Below are 16,522 nucleotides of genomic sequence, written 5' to 3'. Positions count from 1 at the left end.
GGGACCATTCCACAGGACTGGGACACGTGATGCCAAAGCCGTCCGGCATCGGGTTCGGGCATCGCGCACGTGCTCGGTCCGGCTCGTCGCTCGCCCGTACGGGCCGCCCGCGCGCCCCGTACGGATCACGCCGGGAAGCCGACGGCCCGAGAGCACACCCAGGGCTTTGCCTTCGGGTCCGGCATCATCCGCTTTGCCCGGACGACCATCGAGAACACGCTCATTCAGCAAGAACCGTCCCTTCGCTCCGGGCGGGTTCGCGCCGCGCCGTCTCCAACGGCATTCCGAAGCCCGGCAGGCTGGTCGTGACTGGTCGTGACGGGCGGCCATCACGGCCAACACATCGGACGCTCCTCACGGTTCGCCCAGGGCGGCGGCCTCTCCACGCCGCGGGGCCACGGGACTGGGCACCACCACGCTGGAGAACAACACCATCACCCGCAATCGGGCGGGAGACGGCGCCGGCATCTTCGAGGCGTCCGGCATCTTCGCCCTGAACGGTGAGAGCGGCGGCCCGGCGAGGGCGCCGGTGACCTCGCCGGCGATAGCCTCGTCCGGCCGCGGCCACCGCGCGCCGCGCCGCACCCGGGACGCCGCTCGCTCCCTCACGGCGCTGTCGCGGGCCACCGGCCCGTCTGACCGGGCCCAGGCTGGGGCCGTGCGCGCAGCGGCTATGGTTCTCGACCGTGCACCAGCTCGAGATATCCGACCTGATCACCGCCACGGACCCGCGGAGCGGAGCGCGCCTGCCCGTGCGCCGGGCCGAGGTGGTCCGCCGGCTCCACGAGGCCGGTGACCGGCGCGCCGCCCGCATCGTCGCCGCACTGCCCGTCGACCGGCAGGACGTGCTCGACCCGCTGGCCGTGGATCGGCTGATGATCGGCGTACACACCGAGCTGCAGCGGCTCAGCGAGGAGCTGCGGATGGGCGAGCGACTCGTCCACGTGCTCGGTCCGCTGTTCGACGCCATCCGCGCGACGGCGGGACCCGCGGGCGGTGGGGGGCCGCTGCGGCTGGTCGACATCGGGTCCGGGCTCGGCTACGTCGTCCGTTGGCTCGCCGCCCACGGCGCACTCGGCCCGGACGTCGAGCTCGTCGGGGTGGACCTGGACGCCGCGCTCGTCGGCGAGGCCGACCGGCTGGCCCGCGCAGAGGGTCTGGAGTGCCGCTTCGTCCACGGGAACGCGTTCGACCTGCCGGAAGCCGCCACCGTGTACGTGTCCACCGGCGTGCTGCACCATTTCCGGGAGCCCGACCTCGCGGAGTTCTTCCGGGCCCAGGCCGCATCGCCCGCGCTCGCCTTCTGCCACTTCGACATCGCCGCCACCCGGCTCGCGCCCGTCGGGGCCTGGGTCTTCCACCGGGCACGGATGCGCCATCCGCTCGGCCGCCACGACGGAGTCGCCTCGGCCCGGCGGGCCCACACCGACGAGGCGCTGCTGCAGGCGGCGGCCGCGCCGGGCATCCGGCCCCTGTTGTACGAGCCCCGGGGGCTGGCGAACCCGTTCTGCACCACCCTGCGGCCCGTCATCGGGGTCCGTCCTCAGCTGGAGGCGCCGCTGCGCCGGGCGCTGGGCCGCGCCTCCCGTCGGCTCGTGGGCCCCGAGCAGCTCGGCGGGACGCCGCGATGACCCCGCAGGACGGGGCCCCGGCCCTGGCCTTGGCGCTCACCGCGCTGGGCCTGGTGGACTCGGCGTTCAGCGGCTTCCGCGCCTACGCCGGCCGGGACGCCCGTATCCGCAAGCGCCGCGCCGTCGTCCGGGCGGCCCTGCGCGGCCTGGCCGTGGGCAGCGCCCTGCTGCTCGCCCCCGTACTCACGGCCGGCGGCGTCCTGCTGACCGCAACCGACCGCGCCCGCACCTACGCGGTCCTTGCCGAGGGCGGTATCGGCTACCTGGGCCCCCTCGCCTGCTACGCCCTGGCGGTGCTGCTCTCGCTCGCCGCGTACTTCGTGCTGCCGTTCCGGGCCAGCACCCTGGCTGTGGTGGCGGGGCTCGGACCCCTGACCCTGCTGCGGCCGCTCGTCGTGGCCGCCGCCTGCGTAGGTGCCTTCGCCCGCGGTGGTGGTGTGCCCTCGCTCCTCGTGGGTACGGTCGCGGGCGTCGCGGTGTTGTGCGTCGAGCCGCTCGTGCACCGCCGCTGGTACGCCGCGGCGCTCACGGTCGGCCCGGCCGTCCGCGTGGGCCGCGTCGGCATCGGCGTCCGCGTCGGCGTCCGTGAGACCGGGGATTCTCCCGCCGGAAGGTGACGAGCCGATTCCGCAGTCTGACCTCGCCTCTCACAGGGCGAGGGCTCCCTCCGTCACGCTGGCCGCGGCCATCTGGCCGCGGGTGGTCTCGGCCAGGGCACGGAACCCCCGGTGGAGGTGAGCCTGGTCGTAGCAGCCACAGGCAGCGGTCACTTCGGTGGGATTGGTGCCCTCGCCAGTGAGCAGCAGCCTCACGGCCCGTTGGAAGCGCAGGACCCGGGTGGACGTCTTGGGCGTCAGGCCGATCCGTTCGGTGAACCGGCGGACCAGGTGGCCCTGACTGCAGCCCACTTCGGCGGCGATCCGGCCGACCGGGATCGCCCCGCCGGCGCGGGACAGCAGTTGCCAGGCGTGGCTCACCTCGGGCCCGCGACGCGGGCCACGCTCCAGCCGGGCCGACAACGCGACGTCCGGCAGGTCGAACCGGGCTGCCCAGTCTCCGGTTGCTGCCATTGCTCCACCAGCACCCCGGCCTGGGGCCCGTCCCCCAGCCGGCGAATTTGAGCGAACGGCTCCCCTAAGGCAGCGGGCGACCGCCGGCCCAGCCCCCTGATGCCCGATGCACCTCGGCCCCCGCACCACTTGCTGATCAAGCATCAGCATCCCAGAGGAATCGAGGTGGAAGCAGGGGCAGACAGGGCGGCGTGGGACCAGAGCGGAACTCAGCCTCGAAGACTGGCCTTGTTTCCTTCGCCCGTCGGCGGGTGGCCGGCCGATGTGCCGTTCTACGGGATGCCGTTGACCATCTCGCACCGCACAGCGGTGTCGCCGCTGCCCGCTTCGCCGTCGCAGTCGTCGGTCTGCGGCCCGCCGTCGAGGCGGTCGTTGCCCGGACCCGCCCGGAGTGTGTCGTTGCCGTTACCGCCTTTGAGCCGGTCCTTCCCACCCGCCGTGCCGACGCTCCCGGTGGCATCGAAGTCGGTGTTGTCGCCGAAGAGCGTGTCGTTGCCCCCTCGGCCTTCGATCAGATCGTGGCCGGCGGCCGTGACAGCGGCGTCGACGACGGCGCTGTCGCCGATGAGGACTTCGTCCGCGCTGCCCCCGGTGATCCGGTCGCTACCCGCACCGGTGGCGCTCCCCCCTGCGGGGTCACTGATGTTGTGGTCCCCGATTGCGGCGAAACCGCCGTCGGGCCCCAGGTCGATCAGATCGTTCCCGCCTCTTCCCCTTGCGTCTCGGGTGGCCTCGCTGTCGCCGACGATGAATTCGATTCCCGGCCCACCGAGGAGGACGTCGTCGCCGGCGCCTGCGGCGGAACCTTCGATTGCCAAAGAATCCCCGTTGAGGTGGTCATCCCCTGCACCTCCCTCCAGCCGGTCGTCACCGCCGCCGCCGGCGTCGCCTCCCGCGAAGCTGACGCTGTCGCCGTAAAGGCCGTCGTTGCCGTTGCCACCGAAGACCTCGTCCTTCCCGCCCCCCGTGGCATTGCCCCCGTCAGTACTCGAGTCGCCCACGAGGTTGTCATCGTCATCACCCCCGAACAAACGATCATTGCCGCCACCTACGACGCTGCCGCTGTCGGCCCGCAGATCGCCACGGATGATGTCGTTGCCCGGCCCGCCGTCGATCCGGTCGTTGCCGAGTCCACCGAGCAGACGCTCTCGAGGCCGGGCGGCCCTCGCGGGCTGCCCGGCCTCGTCGTACGCGGTGCTGCCTCCAGGCGGGGCGGGCTGTTATTCGAGCAGCTCCGCGTACGAGCCCATGGCCAGGGCGATGTCCGCCTGGGCCCAGAACCGGTGGTACGTGAAGACGGGCGCGGCGCCGCCCGCGAGGTAGGCCTCGATCTTCGGCCAGGCCGGGTCGTCCTCGTAGAAGGTGCGGATCGAGGCGAATGTGGACGAGGAGTTCACCGTGTCGCCGTTCGGCATGGTGCCGGTCCACCCGCCGGGCACGTACACCGCGTCGTCGAAGCGGTTGTAGTCGGTCCGGGTCTCCTGGACGGCGATGCCCAGCGGGTCCTGGTAGTGGGTCCACATGCCGTCGAGCAGGGCCTTGGCGACCCGCTTGGCCTCGGCGTGCCCGGACTTCGCCGCGTAGTAGGTCAGGGTCTTGGCGTAGGCGGCGGCCACGCCCACGTCGTCGGTGTAGTCGGCGACGGTGACGTGCAAGCCTGCGTTGGCGCCGGGGCTGGAGGCGTTCCAGGCGTCGGGGGCGCCCGACCACTGGAGTGTGGAGGGGATGCGGTAGCTGCCGTCGGGATTGATCGTGGTCTTGGACAGGGCCCAGCCGACCCACTTGTCGAGCACGGTCTTGGCGGCGGCGTCGCCCGTCTGCTGGTAATACTCGGCGACCCGCTCCATGGTCCAGGCCTGGAAGCCGAACCACTGGTTGGACGCCGGGTCATGGTAGACCGGCTTCTCGTCGTAGAAGAGGCCGTGGAAGGTGGGGGTCCCGGCCGGGGGCTGTGCGTACCGGCCCTGCCAGCTGTTGGTGGCGCCGCCCGCGATGGCGCCCTCGTCGGACTGGAGCCAGCGGTAGAACTCCAGCTGCCGGTCGAGGCTGGTCGCCCAGTCCGCCGCGCCGGTCGTCGACTTGGGCTTCAGCGGGGCGTACTCGCTGAGCGCGTAGGCGGTGAGCGGGTTCTGGTAGCCGCCGTGGGCGTGGCTGGAGCCGATCCGCCACGACCAGCCGGCCGAGGTGTCGGTGGCGCCGCCCCAGGCGTAGTACCAGGACATCAGGTAGTGAGCGCTGTCCTTGCCGGTGCCGGCGGGGCAGACGGTCGGCCCGACGCAGTTCCCGGACTTCTTGAAGTACTTGTCGAACATGGCGTACCGCAGGTAGTCGCCCATCTTGGCCGCCTTGGAGACGGTCGCGGAGACCTCGGTCCCCTTGCCCTGTTCCTTGGCCCAGATGTCGGCCCAGTAGGCGGCCTGAACGGCACGCGCGTCGGCGTCCGGGGCGTTGGTGAACTTCCACTGCTTGGCGTAGGAGGAGTCCCCGGTGAAGAGGTCGAGGTAGCCGTTCCTGCCGCCGAAGGTGAAGTTGTCGCAGGTGGGGTGTGGAACGGTCTCCCAGACCGACTCCTGGGGCCCGCGCTGGAAGGTGTTGATGTACGAGGGTCCCGTGGCGCTCGGGCCGGCGGAGCACTTTCCGGGCTCGTTGCCGTAGCCGTAGACGTTGTCGACGTCCTGGAGCCAGTGCATGCCGTAGATGTCGTCCGTGCCGTACGCGCTCTTCAGCTCGCCGGCGATCGGGTCGGCGCCGGCGGTGACTCCCCCGTCGAGCCTGGCCGGATACTGTGACGGAAGGTCGTGCTCGGGGGCGTAGGTGGCGGGCTTCGAGGCGTTGTAGGAGCCGGTCGTGGGCTGGTCGGCATGGGTGGGGATCATGAACTTCTCCATGGTGGCCCACGCACCGTTGAACTTGGACCAGTCCCCGGTGATCTTCCCGTACATCGCCTGGAGCCAGATCAGATAGCTGTACGCCTCCGAGGTCGTCTCGTGCCCGTGGTCCGGAGCCTCGACGATCAGCGTCTCGACAGAGTGGTACGGGATGCCCTCGGGCGAGAAGTAGCCGTTGACCGGGTTGGTGATCTTCCCGTGGAGATCGAGGAAGCGGGCGTCGTACGTGGAGTCGGCGGCCAGCTGGGCGACGGTGACCTCGGCCTTCGCAACGCCGGGGGCGGTCGCGGTGAAGACGGCGGAGCCGCTGCCCGAGGTCCCGGCGGCGACCGTCACCTTCTGGGCGGTGTTCCAGTTCGCCGGGGTGAACCTGAGTGTGGCGGGCGTCGCGGTGAGGTCGGTGTTGCCCGAGGTACGGGTGACGCTCACCGTGACGTCGGCGGGCGGCTGGGTGGACAGCTTGAGATCGAACGTGCCCGTCTGCCCGCGGCGCACGGAGAGCTGCGCGGGGGTGGCGACGACGGCGGGGCCGGCGGTGACGGTGATGCCGACGGGGGTCGACTCGGCGGAGGCGCCGAGGCTGTCGTAGGCCTTGGCGTACAGGGAGTGTGAACCGGTGGCGAGGCCGGCGGCGCCGAGGGTGAAGGGCGCCGTGGTGTCCGTACCCAGGAGCGTGGTGTCGCTGTAGAACTCGACCTTGGTGACGGTGGCGCCGTCGGCGGCCGCGGCGGTGGCGGCGAGCGGGACGGGGGCGCCCGCGGTGTAGACGGCGCCCGCGACGGGGCTGGTCAGGACGGCGACCGGGGGCTGGTGGGCTCCGGTGCACGAGGTGCCGTTGACCGCGAAGGAGGTGGGGGCGGCGTTGGACCCGCTGTAGGTGAACTGGGCGCCTGCAGTGACGGCCGCTCCCGCGGCGACGGTCCTGTTCCACGCCGCGCCCGCGACGCTGACGGTTTTGCCCGACTGGGTCCAGGTGCCGTTCCAGCCGTTGGTCAGTTTCTGGTCGCCCGTGTGGGCGTAGGTGAGGGTCCAGCCGTCGAGCGGGGCGGCGGACCGGTTGGTGAGGGTGAGCTCGGCCGTGAAGCCCGATCCCCAGTCGTTGGTCCGGTAGTCGACGCTGCACTGCACCGCCGCGGCCTGTGCGGTGGCGGCGGCTCCGGCGGTCGTCAGGCCGAGGGGGAGGGTGAGGGCTGCGGCCAGCGCGGTCAGTCGGCTGCGTCGTCCGCATCGCCTGAATGGAGGGCGTTGCCGGCGTGGTGGCATGCGGTGGTTCTCCTCGCGGTTCGGGGAGGTGGGGGTGTGCGAAGAGCGCGAGCACAAGCTCTGAACCAGTGGGAGCGCTCCCACTCTGCCGACGGGACGCGACGGCGTCAAGGTGTGCGAAGAGTCGAAGCCATTCGACCGAGAAGTTCGCCAACTCCTCTTTTGCTTGATACCAGTTGCCGCTACGGTCTGGCCCACCAGTGGGAGCGATTCCATCAGTCGGCGCGCCGTCAGGGCGCGCCCTCGCTGCAAGGAGTCGCTCATGCGACCTCCCCCACGTCTGTCCGTACTGTTCACCGGCGCAGCGCTAGTGATGGCGAGCGGTGCGTCCGCCATCATGGGTACGGCCTCAGGAGCCTCGGCCGCCCCCCTCTGCACGGTGGAGTACTCGATCGTCGGCCAGTGGCACGGCGGATTCCAAGGTGCGGTCACGTTCACCAACAACAGTTCCGCACTGGACGGTTGGAACCTCGGCTTCTCCTTCCCCGCAGGTCAGGGCGTCACCCAGGGCTGGGGGGCGAAGTGGTCCCAGACCGGGGCGGCCGTCACGGCCGGCAACGAGAGCTGGAACGCCACGCTGGGCACCGGCGCGAGCGTGACGGCCGGCTTCATCGCCTCGTGGTCGGGCGCCAACACGGCGCCCACTACGTTCACGCTCAACGGAACGCCCTGCAAGACGGGGCCGGGACCGGACCCGACACCTTCGTCACCCACACCCTCCTCGCCCACACCTTCTTCCTCCCCACCCACCTCACCCACGCCCACCGGCCCCACGCCCTCGCCGACGGGCCCGACGCCCACCGAACCGACCGATCCCCCCGGCCCCGCCCCCGGGGCGCCAGAACTGAGCGTCACGGGCAACCGCCTGACCGACCGGAACGGCGCCAGCCGCCGCCTCCTCGGCGTCAACCGCTCCGGCGCCGAGTTCATGTGCGTCCAGGGCCACGGCATCTTCGACGGTCCCGTCGACGACGCCTCGGTGCGCGCCATCGCCGATTGGAAGGCCAACACCGTACGCATCCCCCTCAACGAGGAGTGCTGGCTCGGCCTCGACAACATCAAGCCCGAGTACCGGGGCACGAACTACGTCGACGCCGTCAAGGGACTGGTCGGCCGGGTCCTCGCGCAGGGCATGACCCCGGTAGTCGAACTGCACTGGACGTACGGCCAGTACACCGGCAATTCCTCGGGCTGTGCCGACGTCCACGCCTCCTGTCAGAAGCCGATGCCGAACGCCCGGTACACCCCGGCGTTCTGGACCTCGGTGGCGGACACCTTCAAGAGCGACCGGCGGGTGGTCTTCGACCTGTTCAACGAGCCCTATCCGGACCGGGCGGCCTCCACCACCGCGCAGGCGTGGGCCTGCTGGCGCGACGGTGGCACGTGCCCGGGCATCGGCTTCGAGGTCGCCGGCATGCAGGACCTGGTGGACTCCGTCCGTGCGACCGGCGCCCGCAATCTCGTACTGGTCCCCGGCATCGCGTACTCCAACGACCTGAGCCAGTGGCTCGCCCACTCCCCCACCGACCCGACGGGCAATCTGGCCGCGGCCTGGCACGTCTACAACTTCAACACCTGTTCCAACGAAGCATGTTGGGACTCCTCCCTGTCCCCGGTCGCCGCCCGGGTCCCCCTGGTGGCGGGCGAGATCGGTGAGAACACGTGCGGACACGCCTTCATCGACCGCGTCATGGCGTGGTTCGACGCCCGCGCGCTCTCGTATCTCGGCTGGACCTGGAACACCTGGAACTGCTCCACGGGACCGGCCCTGATCACCTCCTACGACGGCACACCCACCGCATTCGGCACCGGGCTGCGCGACCACCTGCGCGCCCTGAACTGAAAGGCACCCCAGAGATGAGCCGCACAACTCCCCGCTCCACCAGCCGCACCACCAGCCGCACCGCCCTGCTCGCGGCCCTCGGCCTCGTCACGGCCGCCGGCGCCACAGCCACCGTGTTCGCCGCCACCGCCGGCGCCGCCACCGCCGGCTGCAAGGTCGAATACCAGATCACGAACCAGTGGAACACCGGCTTCGGCGCCAACATCGTCGTCACCAACACCGGTGACCCGGTCGCCGCCTGGACCCTGGAGTGGTCCTACGCGAACGGCCAGCAGGTCACCCAGGGCTGGAACGCGACCATCACCCAGTCCGGCGCGGCCGTGACGGCCAGGAACGTCTCCTACAACGGGTCCCTGGCCACGGGCGGTTCGACGTCCTTCGGCTTCAACGGCTCGTACAGCGGCACCAACGCCGTTCCGGCGACCTTCAAGCTCAACGGTGTCACCTGCAACGGTGCCACCACTCCGACCAACCCGCCCACCACTCCCCCGACGACTCCGCCCACCACCCCGCCTCCGTCCGGCGCCAAGGCCGACAACCCGTACGCCGGCGCCAAGGTCTACGTGAACCCCGAGTGGTCGGCCAAGGCCGCCGCCGAGCCGGGCGGCAGCAAGGTGTCGAACCAGCCCACCGGGGTCTGGCTGGACCGCATCGCCGCCATCGCCGGCGGGGGCGGCGCCATGGGCCTGCGGGACCACCTCGACGTGGCCCTCCTCCAGAAGGGCAGTGGCGAGCTCGTCGTCCAGCTGGTCATCTACAACCTGCCGGGGCGCGACTGCGCCGCGCTCGCGTCCAACGGCGAACTGGGCCCGACCGAGATCGGCCGCTACAAGACCGAGTACATCGACCCCATCGCCGCGGTCCTCGCCGACCCCAAGTACGCCGGCCTCCGGATCGTCACCACCGTCGAGATCGACTCGCTCCCCAACCTGGTCACCAACGTCTCCGGCCGCCCCACCGCCACCGCCAACTGCGACGTGATGAAGGCGAACGGCAACTACATCACGGGCGTCGGCTACGCCCTGAACAAGCTCGGCTCGATCGCCAACGTCTACAACTACGTGGACGCCGGCCACCACGGCTGGCTCGGCTGGGACGACAACTTCGCTGCCTCAGCCGAGCTGTTCAAGCAGGCCGCCACCGCCGAGGGCTCCACCCTCTCCAAGGTCCACGGCTTCATCGTCAACACCGCCAACTACAGCGCGCTCAAGGAAGACCACTTCAAGATCGAGGACTCCGTGGCCGGGGTGTCCGTACGCCAGTCGAAGTGGGTCGACTGGAACCGGTACACGGACGAGCTGTCGTACGCCCAGGCCATGCGCGCCAAGCTGGTCTCCCTCGGCTTCGACTCGAACCTCGGCATGCTCATCGACACCTCCCGCAACGGCTGGGGCGGCACCGCCCGGCCCACGGCCCCGGGTGCCACGACTGACGTCAACTCCTATGTCAACGGCGGCCGCTACGACCGGCGCATCCACCTCGGCAACTGGTGCAACCAGTCCGGCGCCGGTCTCGGCGAACGGCCCCAGGCCGCTCCGGCCACGGGCATCGACGCCTACGTGTGGATGAAGCCGCCGGGCGAGTCCGACGGCTCCAGCAAGGAGATCCCCAACAACGAGGGCAAGGGCTTCGACCGGATGTGCGACCCGACCTACACGGGGAACGCCCGCAACGGCAACAGCATGTCGGGTTCCCTCCCGAACGCGCCCCTTTCCGGCAAGTGGTTCCCGGCCCAGTTCCAGGAGCTCCTGAAGAACGCCCACCCGGCTCTGTGACGCACCACCCCTGAGAACGGGGAGCCGTACGGAACCTCCGGGTTCCGTACGGCTCACGCGCTCCGCAGGTCGGCGACGAGGACAGGTCGTGGGCAGGAGCCGTACGGAGCACTCCGGCCCTGACGGCTCCCGGGCATGCCCCTCAGGAGGAGTCCCGCACGATCAGTTCTGTCGCTAGGATCCGGCGCGGCTCCTCCGACGCGGCGGAACCGGCCGCGGACACCTCCGCGATCTTCTCGAGCAGCAGCCGGGTCATCGTGCGGCCCATCTCCTCGATCGGCTGGCGCACGCTCGTCAGGGGCGGATCCATCAGACGGGCCACCGCCGAGTCGTCAACCCCTACGAGGGCGACGTCCTCAGGGACGCGCCGACCGGCCTCGCGCAGTGCACCGAGCGCGCCGGCCGCCATCACGTCCGAGGCGGCGAAGACCGCGTCCAGGGCCGGGCAGCGGGCGAGGAGCTCGCGCATCGCCAGTCTGCCGCCCTCCTCGGTGAAGTCCCCGGTCGCCACGAGCGCCGGATCGGGCGTGAGTCCGCCTTCGGCGAGGCCCGCGAAGTAGCCGCCCAGGCGCGCGCGGGCCACGTACATGTCGGGCGGGCCGCCGATGGTCGCGATCGTGCCTCTCCCCCGCCCCACGAGGTGGGCGACGGCCGCGCGTCCCGCGCCGATGTTGTCGGAGTCCACGTAGGCGACGGGTTCGGCCTCCGAGCGCCGGCCGTTCATGACGACCGGCAACCCCAGCTCCCGTATCCGGTCGGGGAGCGGATCGTCGCCATGGACGGACGCCAGCAGCACGCCGTCGACCCGCCGGGCGGCAAGGTACTGTTCGAACCGCTGCCTCTCCTGCTCGGTTCGCACCAGCGTGAGGAGCAACTGCTTGTCGGCTCGGGCAAGTTCGGCGCTCACCCCGCGGATGAGGTCGAGGAAGTACGGCTCCGCGAACAGCCTGGCCTCCGTTTCCGGGATGACGAGGGCAACCGCGTCGGTCCGGCTGCCGGCCAGCGCTCGGGCCGCCTGATTGGGTACGTACCCGAGCTCGGCGACGGCGCGGGCGACCGCATCTCTGGCCTGCCCGCTCACGCCTGGCGAGCCGTTGATCGCCCGGGAGACGGTGCCACGCCCGACGCCGGCCAGGGCCGCGACCTCTTCCAGGGTGGGCCTGCCGTTTCCCTGTCCGCTCACCACTCTTGAACTCCCTTCGTGCGCCACCGCACTCCGCGTCCGTCCGGTCGCGGCTGATCAGGTGGAGAGAGCCCTCCGCTCTCACAGCTGGAGCCGACCGAACACGGGAGCGCTCCCACGCTACCGGTGGTCTCCCCCCGCCACCAAGGGTCGCGTTCAGAACCCGTGGGAACCTCCCGGTGAGGAGGGGGGCGATACCTCGTCGAACCCCCGCCGACAGTGAATCCGCGTTCCCCCCTTGACACTTGCACTCGCCAGGCAGCAACCTTCCGGCACGTGGGAGCGCTCCCATCACGGCGTGCGACGACGAACTCCCACCATATCCGGGCGGCAGCACGGCCGACGCCCGCGAAGAACTGACCGGCCCGACCCCTGTCCGTACCGCATCATCCGTACTCGTGTGGGGAGCGCTCTCCTATGACCGCGTCCGAGATCCGGCCGCTCACCGCCGTCCGCTCGTTCCCGTCCGACTTCCTGTGGGGCGCGGCCACAGCCGCGTACCAGATCGAGGGCGCCGCCCGAGAGGGCGGCCGGACGCCATCCATCTGGGACACCTTCTCGCACACCCCGGGCAAGGTCTTCGCGGGCCACACCGGTGATGTGGCGGTGGACCACTACCACCGGTTCCGCGACGACGTCCGGCTGATGACCGAACTCGGCCTGGGCGCCTACCGGTTCTCGGTGTCCTGGTCCCGCGTCCAGCCGACCGGGCGGGGGCCGGTCGCCCAGCAGGGCCTGGACTTCTACCGCCGGCTCGTCGACGAACTGCTCGCCGCCGGCATCGAGCCCGCCCTCACTCTCTACCACTGGGACCTTCCCCAGGAACTGGAGGACGCGGGCGGCTGGCCGGAGCGCCCCACCGCCGAGCGGTTCGCCGAATACGCGGGACTCGTCGCAGACGCCCTGGGAGACCGGGTGAAGTACTGGACCACGCTCAACGAGCCCTGGTGCAGCGCGTTCCTCGGCTACGGCTCGGGGGTCCACGCCCCGGGCCGCACCGAACCGGTCGCCGCGCTGCGCGCGGCCCATCACCTCAACCTCGGTCACGGCCTCGCCGTCCAGGCCCTGAGGGCCGCCCTGCCCGGGGGCTGTCAGCTCGCGGTCTCACTCAACCTCCACGAGGTCCGGCCCCTTACTCCCTCCCCCGAGGACCGGGAGGCGGCCCGCCGCATCGACGCCGTCGGCAATCGGGTCTGGCTCGGTCCGATGCTGGAGGGCGCCTACCCCGAAGACCTGTTCGCGGACACCGCGCACCTGACCGGCTGGTCCTTCGTCCAGAACGGCGACACGGCCACCATCCACCAGCCCTTGGACCTGCTGGCCGTCAACTACTACACCCCGACGGTCGTCTCGCACGTCTCGCACATCGCGAAGGGCGCGGAGAAGCCACGGGACGACGGCCACGGCAACAGCGAGCACTCGCCCTGGCCCGGCGCCGGCGACGTCGCCTTCCACCGGGCGCCGGGCGAGCGTACGGCGATGGGCTGGCCGGTCGATCCGAGCGCGCTGTACGACCTGCTGACCCGGACCGCGTCCCGGTATCCGGGCATGCCGCTCGTCATCAGCGAGAACGGTGCGGCGTACGAGGACGAGGCCGGTCCGGACGGCACGGTCCACGACCCGGAGCGCGCCGCCTACGTCCACGCGCACCTCGATGCCGTGCACCGGGCGATCGCCGCCGGGGTGGACGTCCGCGGCTACTTCCTGTGGTCCCTGCTCGACAACTTCGAGTGGGCGTACGGCTACGGGAAGCGGTTCGGCGCGATCCACGTCGACTACGACAGCCTGGAGCGCACACCCAAGTCGAGCGCCCACTGGTACGCGCGCGTGGCGCGGACGGGTGAGCTGCACCCTCCTGGCAACGTGTAGCCCGCGGGGGCTACGCCGACGGCTGGCGGACGAGCTCCGTGGGCGGGACGACCGTGATCGCGGACGGCGGCTGCCGAGGCACCGGCCTGGTCATCCCGCACCGCCGCGAACGCGGCCAGGCCGAACTCGAGGCCCGGAAAGGGAGAACACGACACCTCCCACCGCGCCCGTTGTCGGGCCTCGCATTCGTCACCGCCCTTGACGGTGGGACGGCAACTCAGACCTTCGAGCCCTGCTTCCAGTCCTGGACGAGGAGTCCGAGCAGTACCTCGTCCAGGAACTCGCCCATCACCCAGGCAGAGGAGCGCAGCACGCCCTCGCGGACGAATCCGTTGCGCTCGGCGGAGCGCAGCATCGCGTCGTTGTCCGACAGCGTCTCGATCTGCAGCCGTTGCAGTCCGCGCACGACGAAACCGTACTGGCACAGCACCGCGACCACGTCGGTCCCGTAGCCCTTGCCACGGCAGGACGGCAGCAACCCCAGCCCGATGTGCGCGGACCGGTTGTGGTTGTCGATGCCCCACAGCGTCGCGGTGCCCACCAGCGTGCCGGCGTCCAGCTCCACCACGGAGAACGGGACGTGTCCCTGCTCCTTCTCGTCCACCACGAGCCGCGGATCCTTCGAGCCGGGCGTGATCGGCCGCCACGGCCCGCCTTCGGCCCGCGAGGAGTTGACCACGTCGTCGTAGAGCTCGGACCGCAGGATCGGGATGTCGTCCTCGTGCCGGGCCCTGAGCCCGACCTTGTTGCCCTTCAGCATGCAAGCTTCCTATCCCGTCGGACCGGCCGGCGGCAAACCGATAAGCGATCGCCCCAGTCGGTACATCGGCGGTGACGATCTGCCGCCGACGCGGCCAGTGGCGCAGGTTGGCGAAGTCATGGCCCGTGTCCGTGCAGCTCGGCCGGGCGGCGGCCAGGCCGGGGACCGTAACGCGAGCGGATCGGGGTGATGCACCGCATCAACGGCACCAAGGCGCCTGACCGTCATGCAGGTTGGCGGACACCGTCCGACTCTGCGGTCAGCAGCGATGGCCGTGGGGAACCCGGAGGAGGGCCACGAAGATCCAGAACATGACCGCGGCGCCGGCCGTGCCGCTGAGGACGGCGAGAGGGATGTTCGAGCTGGCAGAGTGGTAGTCGTGCTGCTCGCTTTGATCTCCCTGGTCACCGTGCAGTGCGCAGGGAGACAGCATGGGGGTGCGCTGGGCATGGTGGGCAGGAAACGGCTGGGGCGGCAGTTCGGGTGGCTGTGGGCGGCGTACGCGGTCAGCACCTTCGGCACGTGGCTCGCGTTCGACGCGTTCGCCCTGGTCGCGATCCTTGTGCTGCACGCCGGGCCGACCCAGGTGTCGGTGCTGGCAGCAGCGGGGCTGGCGGTGGGGGCGGCTGTCGCGGTGCCGCTCGGCCCCTGGGTGGAGTTCCGCCGCAAGCGGCCGGTGATGATCGCAATGGACGTGACCCGGTTCGTGGCACTGATGAGCGTCCCCGCCGCGTACGCACTCGGTCTGCTCGGTTTCGTCCAGCTCCTGGTCGTGTCCGTCGTCGTCGGCGCCGCCGACATCGCGTTCAATGCGGCCAGTGGCGCGAATTTGAAGGCGCTCGTGCGGCCGGAGGACCTGCTCGTCGCGAACGGGAGGTTCGAGTCCACGACCTGGACCGCAACCGTGCTCGGACCGCCGGTCGGCACGGCCGCGATCGGCCTGTTCGGCCCGGCGATGACCATCGTTGCCAATGCGGTCAGCTATCTGCTCTCAGCCGCAGCAATCCGTGCGATCGGCGGCAGTGAGCCGCGCCCCGTCCGCACCGGTACGCACGGGGCGCGGCTCCGGCCCGGCGACCTGCTCGAAGGGTGGCGGTACATCCTGACCCACCCGACCCTGCGCCCCCTGTTCTTCAACACGGTCCTGGTCAACGGCCTGATCCTGGCAACCTCGCCGCTGCTTGCCGTCCTCATGCTCGGCGACCTCGGATTCGCCCCCTGGCAGTACGGCCTCGCATTCGGCCTGCCCTGCGTCGGCGGCATCATCGGCTCACGGCTGTCCCGCCGACTCGTCGCACGGTTCGGACGGCACAAGGTCATGCTCACCGCCGGGACACTGCGCGCATGCTGGCCACTCGGGCTGGCCCTCATCCGGCCCGGCGTGGTCGGGCTCGTGCTCGTCATGGCCGTCGAGCTCGGACTGATCACCTGCATGGGCGTGTTCAACCCGGTGTTCGTCACCTACCGGCTCGACCAGACAGCGACGGACCGAATCGCGCGAACCCTGTCGGCGTGGTCGGTCACCAGCAAGGTAACCATCGCGGCCATGACGGGGCTGTGGGGCCTGCTCGCCGGCATCACCGGCCCCCGTACCGCGATCGCCATCGCCGGTCTTCTCATCCTGATCACCCCTCTCCTGCTTCCCCGCCGCGACCATGCGCCGCACCACGGGCGAGACCTGGACCGGAGCAAAATGTGACGCTCCTTCGCCCCGCTGACGCCACCCTGCTGCCGAGCTGGCACCACAACGCCCAACCGATCGTCACGGCGCCGGCACCCGCCGTCAGCACCGTGCTGCGCCAGGGGAGCCGGGGGTCGGCCGCGTCTGGAGTCGCCCCCCGTACGGCAGCAGACGCCGGAGAGGCTGTGGGCCTCTCCGGCGTCTGCTGTGTGGTGGGGCGGGTGGCTCGCCGGGATCTGCTCCCGGGGGACCTGCGGGGCGGTCAGCCCTCACTTGCCGAGCTTCGCCTTCAGGTCCGCCTTGAGCTGCTTCTTGATCACCTGCTTGTCGACCTTGTTCACGGTGCCGCCCGTGCCCGTGCCGTCACCACCCACCGAGGTGGCGTCACCGGTGTTGATCGCGTCGGCACTGGCGTTACCGCCGGTGGCCGCCCCCGTGGTGATCGTGCACTTGCCCTTGCACTGGCCGACGCCGGAGTTGGCGTTTCCGCCGGTGGCGGTGCCGCCGACCGTGGTGTTCTCGGCGTTGGAGTCACCGCCGGTACCGATGCCGTCGGCGC

The 16,522-nt window shown here is 70.8% G+C and carries 11 protein-coding genes and 4 pseudogenes; 7 read left to right on the top strand and 8 right to left on the bottom strand.

Translation table 11 applies throughout. From position 1 onward, the window contains the following. Positions 1-686 precede the first annotated feature (686 nt). Together AB0D48_RS27180 and AB0D48_RS27175 are read left to right on the top strand one after the other, a co-directional pair. A complete protein-coding gene (locus AB0D48_RS27180; protein ID WP_362402228.1) occupies positions 687-1,631 on the top strand; it encodes a class I SAM-dependent methyltransferase in 945 nt (314 codons plus the stop codon). Beyond that, positions 1,628-2,248 carry a hypothetical protein gene (locus AB0D48_RS27175; protein ID WP_362402225.1) on the top strand — a complete coding sequence of 207 codons (621 nt, stop codon included), beginning with the start codon at positions 1,628-1,630 and terminating at the stop codon, positions 2,246-2,248. The genes AB0D48_RS27180 and AB0D48_RS27175 overlap by 4 nt, the downstream gene beginning before the upstream one ends. 30 nt (positions 2,249-2,278) lie before the next feature. Here AB0D48_RS27175 and AB0D48_RS27170 read toward each other — a convergent pair whose 3' ends face one another. The 4 genes and pseudogenes from AB0D48_RS27170 to AB0D48_RS27155 form a co-directional block, all read right to left on the bottom strand. Continuing rightward, positions 2,279-2,701: a helix-turn-helix domain-containing protein gene (locus AB0D48_RS27170; RefSeq protein ID WP_362402222.1), complete on the bottom strand. Its 423-nt coding sequence runs from the start codon at positions 2,699-2,701 to the stop codon at positions 2,279-2,281. A 272-nt stretch (positions 2,702-2,973) separates the two neighbouring features. Further along, positions 2,974-3,702 carry a hypothetical protein gene (locus tag AB0D48_RS27165; protein WP_362402220.1) on the bottom strand — a complete coding sequence of 243 codons (729 nt, stop codon included), beginning with the start codon at positions 3,700-3,702 and terminating at the stop codon, positions 2,974-2,976. 84 nt (positions 3,703-3,786) lie between these two features. Then, positions 3,787-3,843: pseudogene (locus AB0D48_RS27160) on the bottom strand (hypothetical protein); the annotation flags it as partial. Between the two features lie 78 nt (positions 3,844-3,921). Continuing rightward, the gene (locus AB0D48_RS27155; protein WP_362402217.1) at positions 3,922-6,852 is read right to left on the bottom strand and encodes a glycoside hydrolase family 48 protein; all 2,931 of its coding nucleotides are present in this window, start codon (positions 6,850-6,852) and stop codon (positions 3,922-3,924) included. Positions 6,853-7,114: 262 nt separating this feature from the next. On the opposite strand from AB0D48_RS27155, the gene AB0D48_RS27150 reads away from it, so the two are divergent. Next, positions 7,115-8,695, top strand: a complete 1,581-nt coding sequence (locus tag AB0D48_RS27150) for a cellulase family glycosylhydrolase (protein WP_362402214.1) — start codon at positions 7,115-7,117, stop codon at positions 8,693-8,695. A gap of 14 nt (positions 8,696-8,709) precedes the next feature. Continuing rightward, positions 8,710-10,470: a glycoside hydrolase family 6 protein gene (locus AB0D48_RS27145; RefSeq protein WP_362402212.1), complete on the top strand. Its 1,761-nt coding sequence runs from the start codon at positions 8,710-8,712 to the stop codon at positions 10,468-10,470. Positions 10,471-10,612: 142 nt separating this feature from the next. Here the strand turns inward: AB0D48_RS27145 and AB0D48_RS27140 are convergent, their stop codons facing one another. Next, positions 10,613-11,653, bottom strand: a complete 1,041-nt coding sequence (locus tag AB0D48_RS27140) for a LacI family DNA-binding transcriptional regulator (RefSeq protein WP_362402209.1) — start codon at positions 11,651-11,653, stop codon at positions 10,613-10,615. Positions 11,654-12,070: 417 nt separating this feature from the next. On the opposite strand from AB0D48_RS27140, the gene AB0D48_RS27135 reads away from it, so the two are divergent. Continuing rightward, the gene (locus AB0D48_RS27135; protein WP_362402206.1) at positions 12,071-13,522 is read left to right on the top strand and encodes a GH1 family beta-glucosidase; all 1,452 of its coding nucleotides are present in this window, start codon (positions 12,071-12,073) and stop codon (positions 13,520-13,522) included. Between the two features lie 32 nt (positions 13,523-13,554). Further along, positions 13,555-13,687, top strand: a pseudogene (locus AB0D48_RS27130) (IS5/IS1182 family transposase); the annotation flags it as partial. 52 nt (positions 13,688-13,739) lie between these two features. Here AB0D48_RS27130 and AB0D48_RS27125 read toward each other — a convergent pair. Next, a complete protein-coding gene (locus AB0D48_RS27125) occupies positions 13,740-14,282 on the bottom strand; it encodes a GNAT family protein (protein ID WP_362402203.1) in 543 nt (180 codons plus the stop codon). A 94-nt stretch (positions 14,283-14,376) separates the two neighbouring features. Then, positions 14,377-14,503, bottom strand: a pseudogene (locus tag AB0D48_RS27120) (IS5/IS1182 family transposase); the annotation flags it as partial. Positions 14,504-14,730: 227 nt separating this feature from the next. On the opposite strand from AB0D48_RS27120, the gene AB0D48_RS27115 reads away from it, so the two are divergent. After that, positions 14,731-15,981: an MFS transporter gene (locus AB0D48_RS27115; RefSeq protein ID WP_362402397.1), complete on the top strand. Its 1,251-nt coding sequence runs from the start codon at positions 14,731-14,733 to the stop codon at positions 15,979-15,981. Between the two features lie 251 nt (positions 15,982-16,232). Here the strand turns inward: AB0D48_RS27115 and AB0D48_RS27110 are convergent. Next, positions 16,233-16,522 (bottom strand): annotated as a pseudogene (locus AB0D48_RS27110) (hypothetical protein); the annotation flags it as partial.

This window comes from Streptomyces sp. NPDC048269 (genome assembly GCF_040652395.1).
In the GTDB taxonomy this organism is placed as follows: Bacteria; Actinomycetota; Actinomycetes; order Streptomycetales; family Streptomycetaceae; genus Streptomyces.
Note: the sequence above shows the minus strand (reverse complement) of the source record. Positions and strands in the feature narration are given on the sequence as shown.